Genomic DNA, 21,578 nt, shown 5'->3' on the forward strand with positions numbered 1-21,578 from the left:
GTCAGCTCCCTTGCAGCGGTTTGGTGTCCTGGAAGAAGTAATCCTTCCATGAATCCGGTTTGTTTTTGATCGCGCCGACGCGGTAGAGGAACTCGGCCAGTGGGTAGGTATTTTTCGGCGTGACGCTGAATTCGAACTGCGGGTTATCGATGATTTTCAGCAGCGCGGCGCGATCGATTTTCGCCTTGGTCACGCGAATGTAGGTATCGGCGGCGGCGCCTTTATCGTTCTGGGCAAATTGCGCCGCTTCGGTCAGCGCCTCGACGAACGCCTTATAGGTTTTCGGGTTCTCGTTGCGGAATTTCTCGGTGGCGAACAGCACCGTCGGCGAGTTCGGGCCGAGCAGGTCATAGGTGTTCAACACCACATGGACGTTGGGGTTGGCCAGCGCCTGATCCTGGAATGGCGGGTTGGAGAAATGCCCGGTCAACTCGGTGCCGCCGGCAATCAGCGCCGCCGTGGCGTCTGGGTGCGGAACGGCGATGGTGTACTTGTCGAGGCGATTGAATTCCTTGTCGCCCCATTGCTTGGCGGCGGCGTATTGCAGGAAGCGCGACTGCACCGACACGCCCACGGCCGGCACCGCGATGCGGTCCTTCTCGGTGAAGTCGGCGATGGTTTTGACCTTCGGATTGTTGCTCACCAGGTAGTACGGGAAGTTGCCGAGAGAAGCCACGGCTTTGACGTTCTGCTTGCCGTGGGTGCGGTCCCAGATGGTCAGCAGCGGACCGACGCCGGCACCGGCGATATCAATCGAACCGGAAAGCAACGCATCGTTGACCGCCGCGCCGCCGGACAGCTGAGTCCAGTCGACCTTGATGTCGATGCCTTCCTGCTTGCCGTACTTTTCGATCAGGTTCTGATCGCGCACCACGTTGAGCAACAGGTAAACGATGCCGAACTGTTCGGCGATGCGGATTTCACCTTCGGCGTGAGCCACAGTCGGCGCCACCAGGCTGCCGGCGATCAGGCTGAAACCCAGGCCGATGGCCGCAGCCAGCGGTGCAAAGGGAAGACGTTTGGACATGATTCAATCTCCGACAAATCAGAAAGGCGCGTCGCCCTGAATGGTGGTGCGATACAACTTGCGGCGCAGATGGCTGGGGCATCCGGCGGCGAGGTGGATCAGCGAACGGTTGTCCCAGAACACCAGGTCATGGGGCTGCCACTGATGGCGGTAGATGTTGTGCGGCAGCACGCTGTGGGCGTAGAGCTCGTCGAGCAGTTGCTTGCTCTCGTCCTCCGGCAAACCAACGATGCGGGTGGTGAAACCTTCGCTGACGAACAACGCCTTGCGACCGTTTTCCGGGTGCGTGCGCACGATGGGGTGGACGACTTCGGCAACCTGGGCCAGTTGCTCCGGCGTCAGGGTCGGACGCCAGTTGCCTTCGAATTTGGTCTCGCTGTAACGCGCCGTGTACGAGTGCGCCGCCGAGCGACCTTCGACCGCTTTGCGCAACGCTTCAGGCAGGTTGTCCCAGGCTTTGTGCATGTCGGCGAACAAGGTGTCGCCGCCCTCGGACGGCAATTCCTGGGCGTGCAGCATCGAGCCCAGGCTCGGCAATTCTTTATAGGACAGGTCGGAGTGCCAGAACTTGCCGGCGTCACCGAGGCCGATGGATTGGCCGTTTTCGATGATGTTGGAAACGATGAGGATTTCCGGGTGCCCGGTCAGCAGGAACTGCTTGAGCACGTGGATCTGCAACACGCCAAAACGGCGGCTGAAGTCGATGTGCTGTTCGGGGGTAATGCGTTGGTCGCGGAACACCACGACGTGATGATCCAGGTGCGCGCGATGGATGCGGGCGAAGTCCTGATCATTGATCGGGCGGGACAGGTCCAGGCCGATGATTTCGGCTCCGACGGCACCGCTGAACGGGCGAATCTCGAAGGTTTGCGGTGCGATTGCAGGTGATGCAGAGACGGCTGACATAAAAAATCACTCCCACGCACGGCACGCTCAAGGGCGCGCGCGTCGATCAGAAACTCACGGAGGTCCCGTGTTGGTTCGTTTCGTGCGGCGCGCCGATTGGTCGGCAGGTACGCAGGAGAGTGACTTTATAGATATAAGAATTGAAATTTAAATACCGTTAGCGAATAACGATATGGCTTTTGAATTGTGTTGTCTGTCAGGCAGCCTTCGCGAGCAAGCCCGCTCCCACCTTGACCGTGTCCGTCAGGACTACTCGGTTAACTGTGGGAGCGGGCTTGCTCGCGAAGAGGCCATCAGCCCCACCTCACTTCGCCCAATCGATCACTTCACTGTAGGGCGTCTGCAAATCCCGCTCGGGGATTTCCCAGATGATCAGCTTGGGCGGCGTCTGTTTGAACGCCGGGTTGTTGAAGTAGCCGTTGGCGCCACCGGAAAACTCGCCGCCGTCCTTGGCGAAATTGCCGATCGGCGCACCCAGCGCCTGCTGCAGGAATCCCGCGAAGTTGGAGTTGCGCGAGAACGAGGTTCCGATCAGCGCCACGTTCGGCAGGTTGTCATCGCCAAACAGGTCATCGAGGTTATCGCTGCCGCTTTGCGCTGCGGCCGCTTTCTCGCTGATCCGGGTGGCCGCCACGGTTTCCGGGGCCGGTTGCAGGGTCACCGGCAGCCATTCCAGACCGGCAAGCCTGACCAGGTCACCCGGACGGCGAGCCGGTTCTTGCACCTGCGCCTCGAAATCTTTGTGCGGCGTGGCGCTGATGCCCATGCGCTGCACCTGCGCGGCCACGGCTTTGGCTGCGGCGGCGGCGCCTGTTTCGCTCCAGTGGGTGTCCGTGCGCAGGTACGCGTCAGCGCCCAACGGTTGCAGGCTCGGCGTCAGGTCCACAGCAGCGACACCGGCCTTGTTCAGCCCATCGACCCACGTCGCAGCGCGGTCCTGCAACATCGCCGGGCGACGCAGGTCGCACAATTGCATCTGGGCGATACGGCTCTTGTCCGGCACCACCGCCACCAGCAACGTGACGCCGCGTTTGACCAGGCGTTGCTGAAGTTCACGCACCACGCCGGCCTTGGTATCGGCATTGGCGCCGGCGTGACGGTTGATGCGCATCTCATCGGTCAGGAACAACCAGCCGGCACACCCCGAGCGCACCCGTGGGCCGGTATCGTGCAGCGCCAGCCAGCTTGCGCCGCGCTCCAGATTCGCCGCCTGCTCAGGCACCGACGCCTGCGACAACTGCTTGGCGATCTTGTGGGTGATGTCGCCTTCCAGTGCGGCCTGACGCGTGAGTTTTGGCGGCACGAACTCGACTTTGCCGCTCGCCAGCAGCCAGGCGCAAGAGGCGAAACCCAGCGCCAGAAAAGCCACGAACACGACGCCCGACAGCTTGCTGATGCGGGCGGTACGTTCGCAGGGTTGAGCCGGTGCGGGAGACGAAGAAGTCATGGGCGCGGTCATCAGAACTGAAAGTACAGAAAGGGTACGGCTTCACGGCTTGCGATCAACGCAAACGAAAGCAGGAACCCCGCCACCGGCCACAGAGCCGTGACCGGAACGAACAAGGCGTGGCGGGCGAACCGCTGCTCGACACGGCTTTGCAGGAGCGGCGCGAGGATGCACACCACGCCGAGCAGCGCTGCCAGCCCATGCACCGGGCGCAGGGTCACCGCCAGCGCATCGCCCAACGCAAAGCCATGCAGGCCAAACTGCCCGGCATACATTGTCATCGCCGAATGGAAATCCGGCGCGCGGAACAGCGTCCAGGCGAGGAACACGAACAACAGCGTCAGGCTGTGCGAGAGCAACGGCGGAATGTTTGGCAATCGGGAACGGGACCAGAGGCGATCAACGCACAATGCGACCCCGTGCGCCGAACCCCACAGCAGGTAATTCCAGCTGTCGCCGCCGTGCCACAAACCGGCGATGGCCATGGTCAGGAACAGGTTGCGATAAGTCTTCCACGCACCGTTACGGTTGCCGCCAAGGGCGATGTACAGGTAGTCGCGCAGCCAACTCGACAGCGACAGATGCCAGCGCCGCCAGAAGTCCTGGATGCTGCTGGCCAGGTACGGCCGGTTGAAGTTTTCCGGAAAGTGAAAGCCCAGCATCAGGCCTAGGCCGATGGCCATGGCGCTGTAGCCGGCGAAGTCGAAAAACAGTTGCAGCGAGTAGGCCAGGCAACCAATCCAGGCGTCGACAAAGGACGGGTTTTCCAGGTGGAACGCGACATCCACCAGCGGCGACAGCGTATCGGCCACCAGCACTTTCATGCACATGCCGATCATGAATCGACGTGCACCGAGGGAGAAATTCTGCCAACTGAAATACCGTTGCGTCAGCTCCCGGCGCACCCAGTCATAACGAATGATCGGGCCGGCAATGGAGTGGCCGAACATGGAAATGTACGTGGCGTAATTGATGAAACTGCGCTCCACCGGCACGGTATGCCGATGCACATCCACCAGATAGGAAATCGCCTGCAGCACGATGAACGACAGGCCCGCCGGCAGCGCCACCCGCTGCCATTCCAGCGGCATCGCCCCGTAATAGGTGATCAGCTCACTCCAGGTCCCGGCGAGGATGTTGGCGTATTTGTACCAGCACAACACCGCCGTGTTGAACACGATCAACGCGATCAACAGCCGCACTCGCCCACGGGAGCCGTCCGGTGCGCGGGCCACCAGCAGGCCGCCCACCCACGCCACAATCGTCAGCACGATATGCAGCGTCAGGAACAACGGGCTCAGCCAGCCGTAGAACAGCCAACTGCCGAGCAACAGGATGACATTGCGCCAGGCCGGTCGGCCCAAAGCGTAGACCAGCAGAAACGCTGGCAAAAACAATGTCAGGAACTCTAATGAGGCGAAGACCATGGCGGCACAGAGATCCGATCAGTGGGACAACGAGTCCGTGGCGTTCAACAGACGCGGTCCTGCGGCCGACGGCACCAGCAGCACGCTGTAGCGCTCACCCGCCTTGAGTTCCCCCAGATCCAGCGGCCCGCCGACGTTCGCGTTGGCGCACACCAATTGCACCGACAGGCTCACCGGGTTGATCGAGCGACGTTGCAAGCTGTCGACCGGCACCGCTTTGAACAGGTCGGCGGTACGCCCGGCAGGACGCAGACTGGCATCGGCGCACGAAGCGTCGACGTTGAAGAACGCCAGCGACGCTTTCAGGCCGTTGAAGTCGTCCGGCTGCTCGCGCACCGCCACTTGCTTGATGCCTGCACCGTCCGGCAACACCAGCACGGTCGCGAATTCACCGGGCTCGACTTTCAAATCCATGGCCAGTTTTTGCGCACCGCTGACCAGGCTGCCCTTGATCGGACTGCTGGCCTGCACCGGGAAAAACAACGATACCGGTGCGGCCACTTCAAGACGCAGCGGCGGTTGGCCGGCCTGAGCGATCACGTCCAGCGGCGCGGTGCCGGTGTTGACGAAGCGGATGAACGCCGAATCTTCGGCCGGGCCGGTGGGGTACAACGCCACTTCGGCGTGGGCCAGGGTACTGATCGACAACACCGGGACGGCCGCGAGCGCCGCGAACAGCTTGATCATTTCTTGGCTTCCTTGACGGCCGGGGCTTCCAGCAGAGCCTTGCTGATGTCAGCACTCCAGGTTTTGTAGCCCGGCGCGGTCAAATGCTGACCGTCCACCGTGGCCCATTGGCCCGGCTTGGAGAACTGCAGCGAGTCGATGTAGCTGCACGGCGCCACGTTGGCGGCGAGGAACTTGGAGGTCATCTCGACCCGGGCAAACGTCTTGCCGTACTTGCCGCCTTCGGTGCCCCAGTTCGGGCCGACCCACGCGCAACGGGTGCCGTTGGCCGCGATTTCCTTGGTCAGCGCAGTGGTCTGCTGCCACAACCAGGCTTTCGGGAACGCCGGTTTGGTGTAGCTGGCCATGGTGTCGCCCATGACAATCAGCACCAGGTCCGGTTTGTCGGTGGCCAGCAATTGGCTGATCGGCAAGGTCGCGGCTTTGCCGCCCAGCACCACGGTTTTTTCCGTGCCACGACGCTCGGCGCCACCGCAGGTGCCCGGCGTGGCTTTGAGCCAGTCACCGGCATTGGCGCCGCAAATACCCAAGGTATGCACGGTCGCACCCTGGGCAACCAGGCTGTCGTGCAGGGAGGAAATCAGATAGTCAGGCGTTGCCAGGTGGCTGTCGCCAATCATCAAAATGGTCATGCCTGCCAAAATCGATACTGCCACGGTGCAAACTCCTGCTGCTTAATTCGAATAAGGGGAACGGTAAGGGCTGACCGGCATCGCCATGCGACCGGTGAAGTCTTCAAACATGTACCGCAGGTACAAACCACCGGTGAATTGCTTGTAGTCCCGGGCGTTGTCCAGGCCGAAGCTGCCACCCAGGAAGACGTTGTCGCCAAAACGGTACTCGGCGGCCGCATTCAGGTTGTAACCGACGCCTGTCTTGTTCTGTCCCGAGTACTGGGTCGGCACAATGATCCCGGCCGCGGCGTACTGCTGCGAGACCTGACTCAGCACGCTCTGCATGTCGTTGTCGTTCGGGAAGTACGGCGTCGCATCCTGTTCGATGTGCTGCACGCCGACCGAGCCCTTGATCGAGTAACTCAAGCGATCGGTGCGTTGCGACCAGCCGATTGGCACGCCGATGGAAAAGAAGTTTTGCGGGCTGAAGTAACCGCCATTGCCATAGGTGAAGTTGCCCTGGTTCTTGTCGTAGCTGATGCCGGTGAGGCTCAGGCCGGCGGTCAGCTGACGGCTGTCGTCATTGAGCAAGTACCAATAGACACCGGTGCCGGCCTCGGCACGGCTGTTGGATTCGACGTGGTTGCCCACCAGTTTGTGCAGGCCACCGTAGCCATAGACGCCGTAATCGCCATTGTCATAGCTCAGTTGCAAACGCCCGCCATTGGCGGTGACGCCGCCCCATTCCAGACCACTGCGGGCGTCTCGCGCACCGGCGAAAGACACCAGGCTGTCGGTCACCGGGCGCCGCGACAGGCTCAGGCCGTAGCGGAAATCGCTGCCTTCGGTGAACGAGCGATCAATGCTGATACCACCGACCACGGTGCTGTAGAGGAAACCCATGGGGCTTGCGCCCAGATCGGTTTTCAGCCCCAGCGACGGGTTCTCGTAAGCCACGGCCAGGCCGACACCCGTGTCCTTTTGGCGCCCGATCGGGCCGCTGATCTGATTACGCAGAAAATCGGTCTGGACCGGGTTCGTGTTGTTCGCCAACTGGGCTTGCAACGCGGCCATCTGCTGCTCATTGAAACCACCGAAGCGCGACTTGGCAGGATCACTGATGCCACCGGCGTTCAGCGACACCGGCGTAACGCGCAGCGCCAGACGGTCATCGCCCAGCGGCACACTGATTTCCAGCGGCGTTTCGACGTCGGTGATTTTGCTCAGGCCCGACTCGCTGTCATTGCTGCGGATGGTCACGCCTTGAGTGACACGCGGGCTGCGTTCCTGATCAATCTGGTCCAGCGCACTTTGCATCGCCTGGCGGGCTTCTGCCTGCGGGTCCGTCGGCTTGGCCGGGGCCCGCGCGGGTTGCACAGCGTAAGCGCCAGCGCTGCCATTGCTCGCCAGGGCATTCGATAGGGCCGGCTCGGCCTCATCCGCCGCCTGCGCAACTTGCACCTGTGCAGGCGCCGGAATTTGCGACAGCGTAGCCTCGGCCAGCCGCGATTGACTGCGCTGGCCAGCCTTGCCCACGAACGGGTTGGCAGCCACGGTCCCGGCAAACGGATTGGCGTCTTCCTTGCTCGGCGCTTGCAGTGCCAGGGCGCGCGCATACAGCTGCGCGGCCTTGGCGTTCTTGCCTTGGGCGCGATACAGACTGGCAGCGGTGGCGAGAATCGGCGCATCGTTCGGTGCCAGTTCCAGCGCTTTGTCCATGGCTTTCTCGGCGCCGCGATAATCGCCGGACTGATTCAAGGCCTGGGCCATGCCGATCTGCAGCTGCGGATCATTCGGCGCCTGGTCGAGCAACGGTTGATACAGCTCGATGGCTTTTTTGGCGTTGTTGTTGGCCAGGTACATGCGCGCCAGCGCGCCAACCGCCAACGGGTCATTCGGGCGCTGAGCCAGGGCCGGCGCGAGCGTGTCGTAGGCCGCCACGAGGTCACCCTTTTCCCGCAACAGATCGGCCTGACGCACGGTGTAGAGGTACAACAATTGGTCGTAACTGCGCTGATCCGCCGCCGCCAATGGCTGGCTTTGCAGCTCGTGCAGGATCTGATTGACCTGCACGTCGTCACCGGTCTTCAGCAGCACGCCGGCGTACGCCAGGCGCAGCGACGCCGACGGTGTGCTGCTTTGTGCCATGGCGTTGCGCAGCATCGACAACGCGTGTTCGGTATCACCGGCATCGACGTACGCCGAGGCCAGCATGCCCAATGATTCGGGTTTGCCGTTGGCCGCCAGTTCGGCACGACGCAGGAACGTGATGGCTTGGCTGCGGTCACCTTGTTTGGCCAGGGTCGAGGCCTGGCTGGCCAGGGATTGCACTTGAACCTCGTTGGCCAGTTGTTGCATCGCCGTGCTGCGCTGGCTCACCGGGATGCGCTCGAGCGTGCTTTGCGCGTTCGACCATTCACCCAACTGGCTCGACAGCAATGCGCTGACGTACAGCGCATCAACGCGCTGCGGATCGGCCTTAAGAAGCTCCGCCATGGTCTGCCGGGCTTTGTCCGGGACCTTCGCTTGCACGTACAGACGCGCCAGGTCATAGCGCGTCCAGACATTTTGCGGGTCGTTGCGCACGGCTTCCTGTTGCGCGGCAATCGCGCCGTTGAGGTCGCCGCTGCGCTCGGCATTTTTCGCCTGGCCGACCGCGACGGCGGCACGCAATGGCCGCAAATCGCCAAGGCGTTTTTGCTGGGCCGGGTTCAGCCCTTCGATCATTCGCAACCCTTGGCTGGCCTGACCGTTTTGCGCCAGCACGGTGATCAGCCCCAGCAGGGCCGCAGGGTTGTCATTGTCCAGGGTCAGTGCCTGACGATAGCTCGCCTCGGCATTGTCCAACTGGTTCTGCTCCGCTTGCACACCACCCAAAGCGACATAGCCTTCGACTTGTCGCGGCTTACTGGCGATGGCCTGTTGCAACAGGCTGCGCGCCCGCACCAGGTCATGGTCAGATTTGGCCTTGTCAGCCTGGCCCAGCAGATCCCAGTAACGATTGCTCTCCAGCGCCGCTTGCCAGCGCGGGTTGCCGCCACGGCCGGCGGCACGCTTGAGCAATTCATTGGCGTCGCTCAAGCGGCCCTGACGCTGACGAACGATCCCCAGGCCGCCCAACGCGTCGGCGTCCTGCGCTTGTTCTTTGAGTCGCGCCAGAAAGGCTTGCTCGGCGACATTCAACTGGTTGTCCTGAAGCGCCTTGAAACCGCGTGCCAGGTTCGGATTCTGCTGGGCAGCCACGGCAGCCGTGCCACGGCTGTTCATTTGCGTGCGAATCTCGGCGTCATCCGGATTGGCCTTGAGGTACTCCTCAAACAACGGGATCTCCGCCGCTCGTGGTGAACCCAGCCACACCAGACCCTCGCGCCAACTTTCGGTAGCCTCACCGCCCAGTTCGGGCAGGGTCGAAAGCTGACCCAAGCGACGAATACCGTCGGTACGTGTCGCTTCGTTACGCAGCAGCAGCTTGGCCAACACCAGTTTGATCTTGGCGTTGTCCGGGCTTTGTTGCAGCAAACGCTCCAGGCCCTGGCGCGACTCGGTCCAGCCACCGGTCGAGTAACCGAGGTAGTTGTAGAACTCCAGGCCCAGCTCCCCTTGAGGTGCCTTGTCCGCGAAGATCTGCCGATAAATCGGCATGGCCTTGTCCAGCTCGCCCGCCGTTGCCAGCAGGCGCGCCTGCTCCAACTGATCGAGATTGTTGCCGCTCTGCAAGGCGATGGCCTGTTCCAGCAGCAACGTTTGCGATTCGCCGGGATGGGATTGCTTGAGCTGATCCAGGTAGCGATTGGCACCAGCAAGACGGTTGGCCTTGAGCTCCAGCAAGCCCAGACCGTAAATCGCATCGGCTTGCTGCGGATCGATCAGCAGCAGTTTTTTCCAGGCTTCGGTGGCCCGGACCTGGTCACCTTGTGCCTGCCAGTATTGCCCCTGTTGCAGCAGCGCCTTGCCGGCACCATTGAGCGCGGCAAAGCTGCTGCTGTGGATCAGGGCGGCGAGAACCCCGAAGGCTATGGCGTGACGGCGCGCTGGCATTGCTTCTCCCACATCGGTTGCAACTTCCCGTGATCGAGGAAGTGGTAGCGGTTGTCCATGTAGCCCAGCGAAAACAGGCTCAGTACAAAAAAGTAATAGGGTGGCTGCTTTGCCTGGACCGCTTCGGGGGTCAGGGTCTGGGCCATCAGTTGCTGCACGCGCAAGGCCTGTTGCTGTTGCAGTGACGCATTGCCCAGCGCTTTGAAATACGGCAGCAGCGCGGCGGAAAAACCGAAGGGGCCGGCACCGCTGCGCTGACCGCTGAGCACCTGGACTTTCTCTGGCGGCACACCGTCGGCGAGCGTGGCGGCGAGCATGCCGCCCAGGCTGCCGAGCAGCGGTTTGCGCAGCGGGTCCTTGACGGGCATTACGCCCGCCCACAGGTACGTGCGGATCGCATCGTAACTGCCCAATTCACCCTTGACCGGGTCGACGATGAACTCGCCCTTACCCGGCCCGGTGCGGCGATAACTGACCCAATCGGCAACGAAGCCTTTGTAGCTGACGGCCTTGATCAGGGTCGCGGTGTTCGTGGCGATTTCCGCCCACGGTCCGTTGCGATCGATGTCGGCGAATCGGCGCAGCACCGGAATCGGCAGGTAACTGGGGTTGAGCTGCCACAGCTCAGGTTTGTCGAGGTCGGGTTTGATAAATCCGAATTTCCCCGGCATCAGCATTTTGCCCAGCCCCGGCAGGTCCTCGACCTCCTGGGTGACAACGTTGTGCAGGATCTGGCGCGCCGCCTGGGTGTAGGCGTCGCTCTGCCAAAGTCTTCCGGCTTCGAGCAACGCGTAGGCGAACCAGAGATCGGCGTCTGACGCCGAATTGCTGTCCAGCAGGCGCCATTGGCCCTGCTCGTCCAGGCCCCAGAACCAACCTGGCAGATTGTTCTTGATATCGCCTTGGGCGAGGTTGTCCTGACTCCAGCGCCACAGCTTGTCGAAGGTGACCCGGTCATTCGCCACCAGGGCGAAGAACATGGCGTACGACTGACCTTCAGACGAGCTGTGATGTTGCGGCGTGCTGGCGTCCAGCACACGCCCGTCGGGTTGCACAAAGTGCTCGACGAACGTCTGCCACAACGGCCAGGTCGATGCCTCGCAACGTTGCGCCTGGGCGGTGGCGGGCAGCAGCCATGCCAGCAGCAGCGTCGACAGCGCGATCACAGCGGCACGGCACGGGCGTTTATGGGCGAAGGCGGGCACGAGCATCACACCTCAAGACGTCGTTTGGCGCGGGCACGCAGCGACACGTACGCCAGACCACTGAGCAGCACGATGGCCAGCCCGGTCAGCGCAAACATCCAGCCCAAATGCCGCGACAACATCCATTGCACGTACTTGAACGGTCCGAGTTCGCCGACGTAGTACTGCTCGTCCGCCACTAGCGCTTCGATGGATTTGCCGCGAACCACCACCAGGCTGCCCTGGATCGACTGGGTGTACTCCTCGCCACCGACCAAGGCTTTGGTCGCTTCGGTGAGGCCTTCCGGCCGGTCGCTGGCAATCACCACGACGCTGCGACCGCTCTTCAGCGGCGACTCGAAACCGGTCAGGTAGGTGTTGCGTTGCCCGCCGGAAAACGCCATGGCCAGCCGCGCCTTGCGCTGGTTGGCATCCGGGTCGGGGCTGAACCAATCCCGTACGCGCATGGGCAAATCGGACAGTTCGAAACGTTGCTGGCCGTCATTCCCGGCCGCCGGCAGACGGTCGGCCCACAGGGTCAGCAGCGGCTGGTTGGCACCGGACGCCAACACCAGCAGATCCTTGTCGGCAGCCGTCGCGACCTGCGCCGCTTGCGTCACCTGTACGCCGGTGGCCGGGTAACCGGTGGACTGACCAAACCGTCCGAGCACCGTGAGGTAGGCATCCAGGTCAGTAGCCCCGGCGTTATCCGGCAGCACCACGGCGGTTTGCGACAGGTCGGCCAAACGGGTGAACGGGAAGCCTGCATCCTTGAACACGCCGAGGTTGGGCATGGCCATGAAGTGGTCGTAGCCGCGCAGGTCCAGGGTCGATTCCGGGTCCACGCTGCCGCGCATGTTGTCGATGATGATGTCGCCGCACTCGCCTTGTTTGATGTAATCGAACATGTAGCGCAGTTGCAGACGCGATTGCAGGGCGACCGAGTTCAACGGCAGGCGCACACGAACTTCGCGGGCCAGGCTGTCGTTGGTCTTCAGCGCGCTGAGCACACCGCTGTCGAGTTTGTCTTGGGACGGCAGGTTGCGAGACTGAATCAGCCCGTCGTTGAAGCTGACAATGAACGACGAGTTGGAGGATTTCTCCTGCGGGGTGTAGCGGTATTTGAGGTCCAGCGGTGCGCCTTCGTCGCGCCAGGTGAACAGGTCCGGCGGGAAATTCAGCGGCACGGTGATCTCGCCGGGGTTGTAGCCGGCGACATTCAATTGCTTGGCCGCAATCAACTCCCCCAGCTTGACCGGACGATCGGTGGGCAACCAGTTCGGTGCATCGTACGGCTTGCGTGGCTGCACGTTGTCGAGATGGTCGATCACCACGCGGCTGCCCGACAACGCCTGACTGCCCAGCACCAACGCCGTCGCGGCGCGCTTGAGTTCCGCCCCGTCGCGACCGGTGATCACCAGCAATTTGCCGTTCGCATCGTTGGGATTGCTCATCAGCGTCAGGGTCGGCCCTGTCGCCGCCGGCAGCGTCAAACCACCGAGTTGCAGCGCATCAGGACCACTGAGCAGCACCACGGCATTGCCGCTGGCCGGCAGTTGGTTGAAGCGCGAGGAAAACACCGCGCCGCGATAGCTGGCCTGAGCGCCGAACCACGACGACAGTGCGCCGGCGGCTTCCAGGGTGCTGTTGTCTGGCGCAGCGGCAAACACAAACGGCAAGCTCAGCTGACGCGCATCCCGACGGTCGAAAAACGGCAACGGCAGGATCGCCAGATCGTCCGGCAAGGTCAGTGGCGACACTTGAATGTCGAGCTGACTGTTGTTGCTGATCCTGGCCCACAGGCTGGAGTGCTGCGGGTCTTCGCAACTCATCGAATAGTGGCCGACGAACTGCAGGCTCAAACGGTTGAACTCGGTGATCAGGTGAGCAGGGATCTCCACCACCTGTTTTTGCATCGCCCCGGCGTTTTCCTTGGGCAATGGCAGGCTGGCAGCCACCTCATCGTTGACCATCACGTTGATCTGCGAAAGGTCGGCCAGCAGCGCAGGGGAGTAGGTGTATTGCAACGTCAGGTGCGCGCCGGTCACGATCGCATCGGCGCGCACGTCGAAGTTGACGCTGTCGGCGGACTCGACGCCGCGCAGGGTCATCGGATAGTTCCGGCCCAGCTGCTTGAGCGTCAGGCTGTAGTTGCCGGCACCTGCCGTGGCACTGGTCGCCGGCACCGTTTCGGCGAACGCCGCGACACCACTCCCCAACGCCAGCAAGGTGCAGGTCGCACGAGCCAGAGCGCGGCGAACGCCGCGCAGGTTACCGACAGCGAAAGACTTCGAGTTCATCACTTGTCCAGAACGTTTTCTAAGAGGGGTGGGGGTGGACGACGGTTGCGCAGCCAGGCTCGCGCTTCCAGGACCGTGGCCTTGAAGAGTTCGTAGATACCGCGCAGGCCAATGGCACTGACGTCGCGCAACGCCACCAGCGGCGTATCGACCTGACCGCTGCCCCAGGTCGACGCCCAGGTGTCGGCGCGCGAGAAGGTCAGGCGCACCAGTTCGCTTTGCTGGCGCAGCGTCAACTGATCGAACTGCGCGCCCAAAACGGTGCCGCGACTGAACACAATCACTGCCGGGAACACGCTCAGGTGTTGATTGCGAAACAGCGAGATCTGTACCCGCTCGCCCTGGGGAACCGTCACCCCGTCAGGCAAACGGAAGCCCAGGCCTTTTTGCGAGAAATCGAGAGTGGTGCCTTCGATGACACTGCCGTCGGCACGGGTCAGGCGCATCGGCAACGCCGCCGCAACCCGCGGCTCGGAACGCATCTGCCGGGTTTCACTGGCCACCGCCACCGAGGCGCTGGTGATGATGATGTTGTAAACGGTCCAGGCCAGGTTGATCAGGATCGTGGTCGCCGCATCGTCCGCGCCCTCCATCAGCTTCACCACACCGATGATCATGCCGACGACGTTCAGACTCAGCAGGATGATGTAGGGGCGCGCCAGCTTCCATTCGAAGTACTTCTTGTCGATGATCCCGCCCTTGTCGGTCACGTTGAAGCCGCCGAACTTGGGATTGACCAGCGCCATCAGCACCGGGCCCATGATGTACCAGGCCAGTACCGTCTCGTAGACCTCGTTCCAGAACGAATGGCGGAACCGCCCCTGAATACTGGAGTTGGTCAGGCTGGCGTGAAGGATGTGCGGCAGCACATAAGCGGTAATCATCAAGGCCGAGGCGTGGTAGATCCGCGCGTCGAAAATCAGAAAGGCCAGCGGCGCGGTGAGGAACGCCAGACGCGGCAAACCATAGAAAAAGTGCAGCATCGCGTTCACGTAGCACAGACGCTGGCCCAGGCTGAGGCCCTTGCCGAACAGCGGGTTATCGGTGCGAAAAATCTGCGCCATGCCCCGTGCCCAGCGAATCCGCTGGCTGATGTGCCGCGACAGGCTTTCCGTCGCCAGGCCCGCCGCCTGAGGAATGGCCAGGTACGCAGTGTTGTAGCCGGCACGGTTGAGTTTGAGCGCCGTGTGGGCGTCTTCGGTCACAGTCTCGACGGCCACGCCACCGACTTCCAGCAACGGTTCACGGCGGATGACGGCACAGGAACCGCAGAAGAACGTCGCGTTCCACAGGTCGTTGCCGTCCTGTACGAGACCGTAGAAAAGCTCGCCTTCGTTCGGCACGGAACGGAAGGTGTCGAGGTTTTTTTCGAACGGGTCAGGGGAGAAAAAGAAGTGCGGCGTTTGCAGCATCGCCAGCTTCGGGTCCTTGAGGAACCAGCCGATACTCACCTGCAGGAAAGAGCGTGTGGGCACGTGGTCGGCGTCGAAAATCGCCACGAACTCGCCACTGGTGACCTTCAACGCTTCATTGAGATTGCCTGCCTTGGCGTGGCGGTTGTTGTCACGAACGATGTAGTTGACGCCGATCTGCCCGCAGAACTCGCGGAAGTCTTCGCGGCGCCCGTCATCGAGAACATGCACGCGCAGCTTGTCGCGAGGCCAGTCGATGGCCTGAGCGGCGAAGATCGTGACTTTGACGATATCCAGTGTTTCGTTATACGACGGGATGAACACATCGACCGTCGGCCATTCACTGGGCGGGCCGCTCATCAATATCGGTTTGCGGCGCAGTGGCCAGGCGGTCTGGATGTAACCGAACACCAGCACGATCATCGCGTACAGCTCGGCCATGACCAGGCCGTAGCCAAACAGCATGTCCAGCCAGCCTTCGAAACCGAGGGTGGACGTCAGCCGCCAGTACAGGTAGCGCAGGGATGCCGTCAGTGACAAACCGATCAGCACCATCACCGTCAGGCGCCCCGGAATCTTGCGCAGCACCAACGCGGTGGCGAAGCAACCCGCCGCAAAGAAGCACTGCGAATACAGATCGAACGGCACCGTGATGATAAAAACAGCCATCAGCGCGCACATCAGCGTGACGCCGAGGATCAACGCTCGACGCAATGCCTTGGGCAAACTGTCTACGCGTTCGGACAGCGCCTGCGCCCAACGCTGCGATCGCGTCAGGGCTTCGGTATCGGGAGCTGAGGCTGTAATCACGAAGCGTACGACTCCGCGATATCCATCGATTTCAATTGCACCTTGAGCGTGTCACTCAGGACTCGCATGTCTCGGCAGGCTGGGGAAAAGCCCGGTTCCAGCAACGGGTTTTGACCGTACGCCAACGCCTCACCGATGCTGTGATCCAGCGCCACGGCCCCCAGCAGATCATTACCGAGACGGCGCTTGAGCACCTCTTGCATATCCCGGCAAAACGCTCGGGAGGCGTCGAACTGATTGATCAAGTAATTGCACTGCGGAGCCTGCCCCCGGGCCTTGCGTTCGTCGAGCAAGCGCTGCATCGGGTCCAGTGTCAGGAAGCACGCGGCGTCGGCGGTCACCACCACCAGCACCTGATCAGCCACCATCAAGGCCTGGTCCAGGTAAGCCGTACGACCCGGTGGCGTGTCGAGAATCACCACGTCGTTTTCGCCCAGCGCCATGTTCGCCAGCTGACGGGCCAGCCAGAATCGATCGTTTTCCAGATAGCGTTCCAGTGTCCGGCGCTCATCTTCAGTGACCGCACCATAAGGCAGCAACAATGAGCCGGCCGGCCCGGCCAACAGCAGTGAATTCCAGTTTTCACCCTGCAGGCTGGCGTTGGCCATGCCCGCCACATCCGGCTCGGCACCCAGGTGATGCTGCAAGGCATTTTGCGGATCGAGGTCGATGGCCAGCGTCTGACCGTGCTCAACCCGCAACAGGGTGGCCAGCGCCGAGGCCAGGGTGCTTTTGCCAACACCGCCCTTGCCCGATATCAACGCGATGACATGCGCCTTGGTTTTGCTCGGACGGCCATGAGGCAGCACCTGGCGCAGCGCCTCTTCGTTGCGTGCCTGCGCTTCTGCCTGACGCGCCAGCGCGACCTCGGCCAGTAAATGGCGAAGCGGCGCAGCAACCTGGGGGATTTTGACGGGCGGCAGTTCAGCCTCGTCATGGAGCGCGCGCTCGACCGGTGCGGCTTCAACCACCTCAATAGCGGCCTGAGGGGCTTCAATCACCACGGACACAGGCGTAGTCGGCACCAGCGCCAACGGCTTTTCTTTGTAGTCAAAATGGCTATCGAATTCGAGATAGCTGTCCGCACTTGCCCCGAACCTGTTGAACAGGTTCGATATATCGTCTGTACGATTCATAGACTGCCCGAGGCGCTTACTGAGATAGAACACGAAGCTCGTGACGGTCCGTCGAGGTGAGCCACTAAAATGATATCGTCAATATTTTGAACTACACTAGCGTAATACTTAATCGCGATCAAAATTATTTTTTAATCGCCATTTTTTTGACTTGGCGCTGTTTTTTTGGCTGCAGATCTATGCATGCATTCACCGAAAAAACGGCTCGACCGGACGGCGCGCGATTATCCACTCAAGCCTGAACGGCCGCTCATTTTGGCGCCGAATGGCAGGCTCATTCAGTCGCTGACAACATCACGAACACAAGTAACAACGGAGCAATAAGCGGACCATTTACCCTGGCAATTAACGAACAGACGTTTAGTTGTTTCGTATATATCTTTTAAATCAATTAGTTACTTAGTTCATAAGCATGTTTTGCCACGGTTTGACATCCAGCCACCGCTCCGTTGGCTATGCTGCTGACAGACCTATGCGGGTCATTCATGAGGGATGCTCTATGTTCTACGTGCAACGCAATGCAGACGGCCAACTGATGCGCGTGGAAACCGAGGCCTATGCCGGGTCTACCGAAATACTCCCGGCCGACCATCCCGATCTTCAAGCCTGGTTTGCCAGCGAAGTCATGGCGACCAGCCACAAACAACTTCAGCAAATCAAACAACTCAAGCAATTGAGGCAAAGTGACCTGGACATGATCCGGGTACTCGACGACCTGATTCAGGTGCTGACCGATAAGGGCGTGATTCGCGTCACCGACCTGCCGGCCGCCGCACAGGCCAAACTGATGGACCGGTCACAGGCCCGGGAAGCGTTGGGTGGGTTGAGTAATCTGGTGGATGAGGATGATTCGGGGTTGATCTGATCCAACCTTTGTCGCCTGAGCTGACGCCTTCGCGAGCAAGCCCGCTCCCACAAGGATCAGGGCTGATCACAAAGTTGCAATCAACCACAAAACCCTGTGGGAGCGGGCTTGCTCGCGAAAGCGGTCTGACTGACATCTCAGGTCAAGGTTCTAACCCCAAGGCTTGGGCTCACCAAACAACTGCCCCTGCACACCGTAAATCCCCATCTCGCGGATCACCGCCAGCTCCCCGTCCGTCTCGATCCGCTCGGCAATCAACGGCAAGTCGATGCTGTGCGCCGCCCGCTGAATCGCCTCGATGAACAAACGCTTGTCGCTCTCCTGATCAATCGCGCGGATGTAAACGCCGTCGATCTTCAAATACGCCAACCCGAGCCGTGCCAGGTTGCCGATCATGCTGAAGCGCCCGCCAAAGTGTTGCAGGCTCAACGAGAAGCCGAGTTCACGTAGGCGCCGTGTCAGCTCTTCCAGCTCAGCCTGCTCTGGCAGTTGTTCCTCACCGATTTCCAGCGTCAGCCGCGACCCCAAACTGGAATGAGCCCGCAAAATATCGAAGAGTTGACCCAGCACCTGCGGATTGGCCAGCGTCGCCGAGGACAGGTTCAGCGCCAACGACGCGTCATGGTCGGCCATCTGCTCGAGCACCCGCTCCAACATCAGGCGGTCCAGGCGCGCGGCCCAGCCGAAACGCTCAAGCCACGGCAAGAACCGGCCGGCGGGGATCGCCTGGCCCTGCTCGTCGATCAGGCGTGAAAGCACTTTGTAATGCAGCACCCGCGTCGTGTCCTGGCTGGCCACCACCGGCTGGAAATACAGCTCGAAGCGCTGCTGACTCAGCGCCAGATCGAGCAAGCTGTGCCAGGCATGATGATCATCGCCGACAGGGGCCGACGTTGCGCGGTCCAGGCACACCCACCGGGAATCGCCCTGGCCTTCGGCCTGCGCCAGTGCCTGATCCGCCAGCCCGAGCACCGCTTGCGGGGCGTCGCCATACACAAACGGCGCCAGCCCGATGAAGGCCACTGCGGCCACGTCGGTGGCGCCGGTCGCATGCAGGGTGACCAAGGCGCTGTCGAGGTTTTGCGCCAGTTGCAGCGCTTCTGCGCGCAGCAGTCCCGGCGCCAGCACGGCAAATTCACCACCGCGGATCCGTGTGACAAGGTTCAGCGTTTCGGGGTATTTGGCGCACTCGCGGGACAGTTGCTCGCCGACCGCTATCAACAAATCATCGGTGTGTTGACCGCCCAGGCGCTGATTCAGCCCGGCGAGGTCCTTGACCCGTAGCAGCAGCAAATAACCCGAACTCGCCTGCTCCGGATTGCTCACCCGCGCGTTCAATTGCATCTCGAAATAGCGCCGGTTGGCCAACCCGGTCAGGTTGTCCTGATAGGACTCGGCGCGCAGTTTTTCACTGCGTTCGGCCTGCTCCTGGAACAACGCCTTGAGCTTCTCGACCATCTGGTTCATGGCCTGCACCACCCGGCGCAATTCAGGTGTGCGCGGCAGGTCCGGCAGGCTGAGGAATTCGCGGCGGGCAATGGCGTGAGATTGCTGGACCATGTAGTCCAGCGGTTTCAATTGCCGGCGCAACAGCAACGCACCGAGCGCCGCACTCACCGCGCCGCAAAGCAGCAACCAGCCGAGACTGCCCAGTGCGCTCTGCCAAAGCTTGGCCAGCGCGAACATCGGATGGCTGACCACTTCGACCCGCGCGGCCTGCTCCCAGCCACGGCTGACAATCGCATCGCCACCCGCAGGTTCCAGGCCGATCAGTTTGATGAACCAGTCCGGCACATTGGTGACCGCCGGGATGCCGTTGCGTTCGACCAGCGTCTTGTCGTTCGACAGATCGACCACGCGGATGCTCGCGTAGTAACCGCTGTCGAAGATCGAGCTGACCAGCAGCTCGACCATCGCCGGGTCATCGATGTTCGGCGTCAACGACAGCGCCAACGCCGTCGCGGCGTCCTGGGCGTGGGAGCGCAACTGGTTGACGTACTGGGTGCGCGAGCTCTCGAGGCTGACCATGAAGCTGCCGGTGAAGGCGACCACCAGGAACAGACAAATAGCGATCAATAGCTGTTTGAACAAAGACATCTGAGCGCGTGCTCCTAGTTAATCGTTTCGACCGGGAATCCTTCCGCCTGCATTTTCTTCAACACATCCTGCCAACGGGACAACCGCTTGGTATCGCCCACTTTCTTGTTGCCCTTGGCACCCGGCAACCACAAGCCTTCGGCATTGAAAGCGTAGACCGGCAACAGATCGGTACGTTGGCTGGCGGGCTTGATCGCGTCGATCAGGCTGTCGAGCACCAGCGGCATGGCGTCGGGGCTGGCGTAGTAGGTCAGCACCATGTGCGCGCGATTGAGGCTCAGGGCCTTAACGTAAGTAATGCGCAACTTGTCACTGGAAACGCCGAGGCGGCGCAGGCTGAAATACTTGGCGATGGCGAAGTCTTCGCAATCACCGGCGCCTTTCCACAAGGCTTCGATCGGGGTTTCCCAATAATCGACCTCGTGCCACAGTTCGATGTCCTCTTCATAGCGCATCTGTTTGTTGAAGAATTGGTTGACCACATTGAGCTGGTCCAGCTCACTGAGTTGCTTCTGCGTCGCCAACAATTGCTGCCAGGCATCGATGCGCTGCTGACCCTCGCCCAATGGCCCGTACAACGCCTGCGCCCGACGGCTGATCAGGGAAAAATCCCAGTCGGCGTGCAGGCCGCCCGAAATGACACCGGCCAGCAGCAACGCGCAGCACAACCAGCGCAAGGTCCGAGGGATCGCGAAACGTGCCGCCAATGCGAGGCATCCAGGGTGGGCAGGTGGAATCGATTGATGTTGAAGGTTAGCCTGTTAAATAACAATGGCACGGTGAGATCACTGTGGGCCGACTAAACTTGAAGTGTGACCCTGTGTGCGTTTGACAACCTGTCAGGCAGTCACTAGTGTCCTCTTGGATCCAAATTATCTCAGTCATTCAGGGTGCGTTGTAGTGACACAGAAGCCCAACCCTCTCAGCAGTATCAAGGTCAACGGGCCGATTCCCGCGCATTTGGCCCGCTCGGTCATCGAAGAGACCCTGCGTGCCGCCATTCTCGATGGTCGCATTCCTTGCGGCACGGCCCTTCGCCAACAAGACCTGGCCGACCTGTTCGGTGTCAGCCGCATGCCGGTCCGTGAAGCCTTGCGCCAGCTCGAAGCCCATGCACTGCTTAACGTGGTCGCCCACAAAGGTGCGGTGGTCGCGCCACTGGTTCAGGGCGACGCCGTCGAGACTTACGCATTGCGCATCCTTCTGGAGTCCGAAGCCCTGCGCCTGTCGATCCCTTTGCTCACCAACGAAGACTTCGAGCAGGCCGCCCGCTACATCGACGAACTGGAAACGGAACACGATTACACCGAAATCGGCCGGCTGAACCGCCTGTTCCACATGTCGATGTATTGCAAGGCGCCTAACCGTCGGCTCTTGAGGCTGGTCGAAGACGGACTGAACGAAGAGGAACGCTTCCTGCGCTTCAACCTGGAAGCCATGGGCCTGGGCAAACTGTCCCAGGAAGATCACCGTGCGCTGCTGCGGGCGGTGGAAGACCGCGACATCGAGCGTTCGGTGAAGCTGCTCGAACATCACCTCAACCGAGGCGTCGAGGTCATCACCCGCTATCTCGAAAGCCCCGAAGCGCAAAGCAGAAAAACCTCGAAATAAATCACCCCGGCAACGGC

General features: G+C 61.4%; 15 protein-coding genes. 2 read left to right on the forward strand and 13 right to left on the reverse strand.

All coding sequences use genetic code 11. From position 1 onward, the window contains the following. Position 1: 1 nt before the first annotated feature. The 11 genes from ACM6IO_RS12535 to bcsQ all read right to left on the reverse strand — a co-directional run bounded on the left by ACM6IO_RS12535 (position 2) and on the right by bcsQ (position 16,988). Complete coding sequence (locus tag ACM6IO_RS12535; RefSeq protein WP_008024498.1) at positions 2-1,027, reverse strand: ABC transporter substrate-binding protein; 1,026 nt, start codon at positions 1,025-1,027, stop codon at positions 2-4. A gap of 18 nt (positions 1,028-1,045) precedes the next feature. Then, positions 1,046-1,933: a TauD/TfdA dioxygenase family protein gene (locus tag ACM6IO_RS12540; protein ID WP_414911557.1), complete on the reverse strand. Its 888-nt coding sequence runs from the start codon at positions 1,931-1,933 to the stop codon at positions 1,046-1,048. 304 nt (positions 1,934-2,237) lie between these two features. Next, on the reverse strand, positions 2,238-3,380 hold the full coding sequence (locus tag ACM6IO_RS12545) for an alginate O-acetyltransferase AlgX-related protein (RefSeq protein WP_414911558.1): 1,143 nt from the start codon (positions 3,378-3,380) through the stop codon (positions 2,238-2,240). An 11-nt stretch (positions 3,381-3,391) separates the two neighbouring features. Continuing rightward, positions 3,392-4,807 (reverse strand): MBOAT family O-acyltransferase, encoded by a 1,416-nt coding sequence (locus ACM6IO_RS12550; RefSeq protein ID WP_192226622.1) that lies wholly within the window; start codon positions 4,805-4,807, stop codon positions 3,392-3,394. Positions 4,808-4,825: 18 nt separating this feature from the next. Next, entirely contained in the window at positions 4,826-5,494 is a 669-nt protein-coding gene (locus tag ACM6IO_RS12555; protein ID WP_192226620.1) for an alginate O-acetyltransferase AlgF, read from the reverse strand. After that, complete coding sequence (locus ACM6IO_RS12560; RefSeq protein WP_207285608.1) at positions 5,491-6,114, reverse strand: SGNH/GDSL hydrolase family protein; 624 nt, start codon at positions 6,112-6,114, stop codon at positions 5,491-5,493. The genes ACM6IO_RS12555 and ACM6IO_RS12560 overlap by 4 nt, the downstream gene beginning before the upstream one ends. 54 nt (positions 6,115-6,168) lie before the next feature. Continuing rightward, positions 6,169-10,146 carry a cellulose synthase subunit BcsC-related outer membrane protein gene (locus ACM6IO_RS12565; RefSeq protein ID WP_414911559.1) on the reverse strand — a complete coding sequence of 1,326 codons (3,978 nt, stop codon included), beginning with the start codon at positions 10,144-10,146 and terminating at the stop codon, positions 6,169-6,171. Further along, positions 10,122-11,357, reverse strand: a complete 1,236-nt coding sequence (gene bcsZ / locus ACM6IO_RS12570; protein ID WP_414911560.1) for a cellulose synthase complex periplasmic endoglucanase BcsZ — start codon at positions 11,355-11,357, stop codon at positions 10,122-10,124. Before bcsZ ends, ACM6IO_RS12565 begins: the two co-directional genes overlap by 25 nt. Continuing rightward, complete coding sequence (bcsB, locus tag ACM6IO_RS12575) at positions 11,357-13,630, reverse strand: cellulose biosynthesis cyclic di-GMP-binding regulatory protein BcsB (protein WP_414911561.1); 2,274 nt, start codon at positions 13,628-13,630, stop codon at positions 11,357-11,359. The genes bcsZ and bcsB overlap by 1 nt, the downstream gene beginning before the upstream one ends. Further along, on the reverse strand, positions 13,630-15,852 hold the full coding sequence (gene bcsA / locus ACM6IO_RS12580) for a UDP-forming cellulose synthase catalytic subunit (RefSeq protein WP_207285541.1): 2,223 nt from the start codon (positions 15,850-15,852) through the stop codon (positions 13,630-13,632). Before bcsA ends, bcsB begins: the two co-directional genes overlap by 1 nt. Then, positions 15,849-16,988, reverse strand: coding sequence for a cellulose biosynthesis protein BcsQ (gene bcsQ, locus ACM6IO_RS12585; RefSeq protein WP_207285540.1), 1,140 nt, complete (start codon positions 16,986-16,988; stop codon positions 15,849-15,851). The genes bcsA and bcsQ overlap by 4 nt, the downstream gene beginning before the upstream one ends. 499 nt (positions 16,989-17,487) lie before the next feature. On the opposite strand from bcsQ, the gene ACM6IO_RS12590 reads away from it, so the two are divergent. Continuing rightward, positions 17,488-17,853 (forward strand): tryptophan synthase subunit beta, encoded by a 366-nt coding sequence (locus ACM6IO_RS12590; RefSeq protein ID WP_192226609.1) that lies wholly within the window; start codon positions 17,488-17,490, stop codon positions 17,851-17,853. A 150-nt stretch (positions 17,854-18,003) separates the two neighbouring features. On the opposite strand, the gene lapD is transcribed toward ACM6IO_RS12590, so the two are convergent. Both lapD and lapG read right to left on the reverse strand, forming a co-directional pair. Then, positions 18,004-19,950, reverse strand: coding sequence for a cyclic di-GMP receptor LapD (gene lapD / locus ACM6IO_RS12595; protein WP_414911562.1), 1,947 nt, complete (start codon positions 19,948-19,950; stop codon positions 18,004-18,006). 14 nt (positions 19,951-19,964) lie between these two features. Continuing rightward, positions 19,965-20,657, reverse strand: coding sequence for a cysteine protease LapG (lapG, locus tag ACM6IO_RS12600; RefSeq protein WP_414911563.1), 693 nt, complete (start codon positions 20,655-20,657; stop codon positions 19,965-19,967). Positions 20,658-20,850: 193 nt separating this feature from the next. Between lapG and ACM6IO_RS12605 the strand changes: the two genes are divergently transcribed. Next, positions 20,851-21,561: a GntR family transcriptional regulator gene (locus tag ACM6IO_RS12605; protein ID WP_008039600.1), complete on the forward strand. Its 711-nt coding sequence runs from the start codon at positions 20,851-20,853 to the stop codon at positions 21,559-21,561. Positions 21,562-21,578: the final 17 nt, after the last annotated feature.

Origin of the sequence: Pseudomonas sp. IT-P44 (genome assembly GCF_949768225.1) — a bacterium.
Lineage (GTDB): Bacteria > Pseudomonadota > Gammaproteobacteria > Pseudomonadales > Pseudomonadaceae > Aquipseudomonas > Aquipseudomonas migulae.

Bases quoted from the DNA above. Each gene is read 5' to 3' on its own strand.
- bcsZ (WP_414911560.1), bottom strand. From the start codon at position 11,357: ATGCTCGTGCCCGCCTTCGCCCATAAACGCCCGTGCCGTGCCGCTGTG.
- bcsB (WP_414911561.1), bottom strand. From the start codon at position 13,630: ATGAACTCGAAGTCTTTCGCTGTCGGTAACCTGCGCGGCGTTCGCCGC.
- ACM6IO_RS12560 (WP_207285608.1), bottom strand. From the start codon at position 6,114: ATGATTGGCGACAGCCACCTGGCAACGCCTGACTATCTGATTTCCTCC.
- ACM6IO_RS12545 (WP_414911558.1), bottom strand. From the start codon at position 3,380: ATGACTTCTTCGTCTCCCGCACCGGCTCAACCCTGCGAACGTACCGCC.
- ACM6IO_RS12555 (WP_192226620.1), bottom strand. From the start codon at position 5,494: ATGATCAAGCTGTTCGCGGCGCTCGCGGCCGTCCCGGTGTTGTCGATC.
- ACM6IO_RS12565 (WP_414911559.1), bottom strand. From the start codon at position 10,146: ATGCCAGCGCGCCGTCACGCCATAGCCTTCGGGGTTCTCGCCGCCCTG.
- lapD (WP_414911562.1), bottom strand. From the start codon at position 19,950: ATGTCTTTGTTCAAACAGCTATTGATCGCTATTTGTCTGTTCCTGGTG.
- ACM6IO_RS12550 (WP_192226622.1), bottom strand. From the start codon at position 4,807: ATGGTCTTCGCCTCATTAGAGTTCCTGACATTGTTTTTGCCAGCGTTT.
- bcsQ (WP_207285540.1), bottom strand. From the start codon at position 16,988: ATGAATCGTACAGACGATATATCGAACCTGTTCAACAGGTTCGGGGCA.
- ACM6IO_RS12590 (WP_192226609.1), top strand. From the start codon at position 17,488: ATGTTCTACGTGCAACGCAATGCAGACGGCCAACTGATGCGCGTGGAA.
- ACM6IO_RS12540 (WP_414911557.1), bottom strand. From the start codon at position 1,933: ATGTCAGCCGTCTCTGCATCACCTGCAATCGCACCGCAAACCTTCGAG.
- ACM6IO_RS12535 (WP_008024498.1), bottom strand. From the start codon at position 1,027: ATGTCCAAACGTCTTCCCTTTGCACCGCTGGCTGCGGCCATCGGCCTG.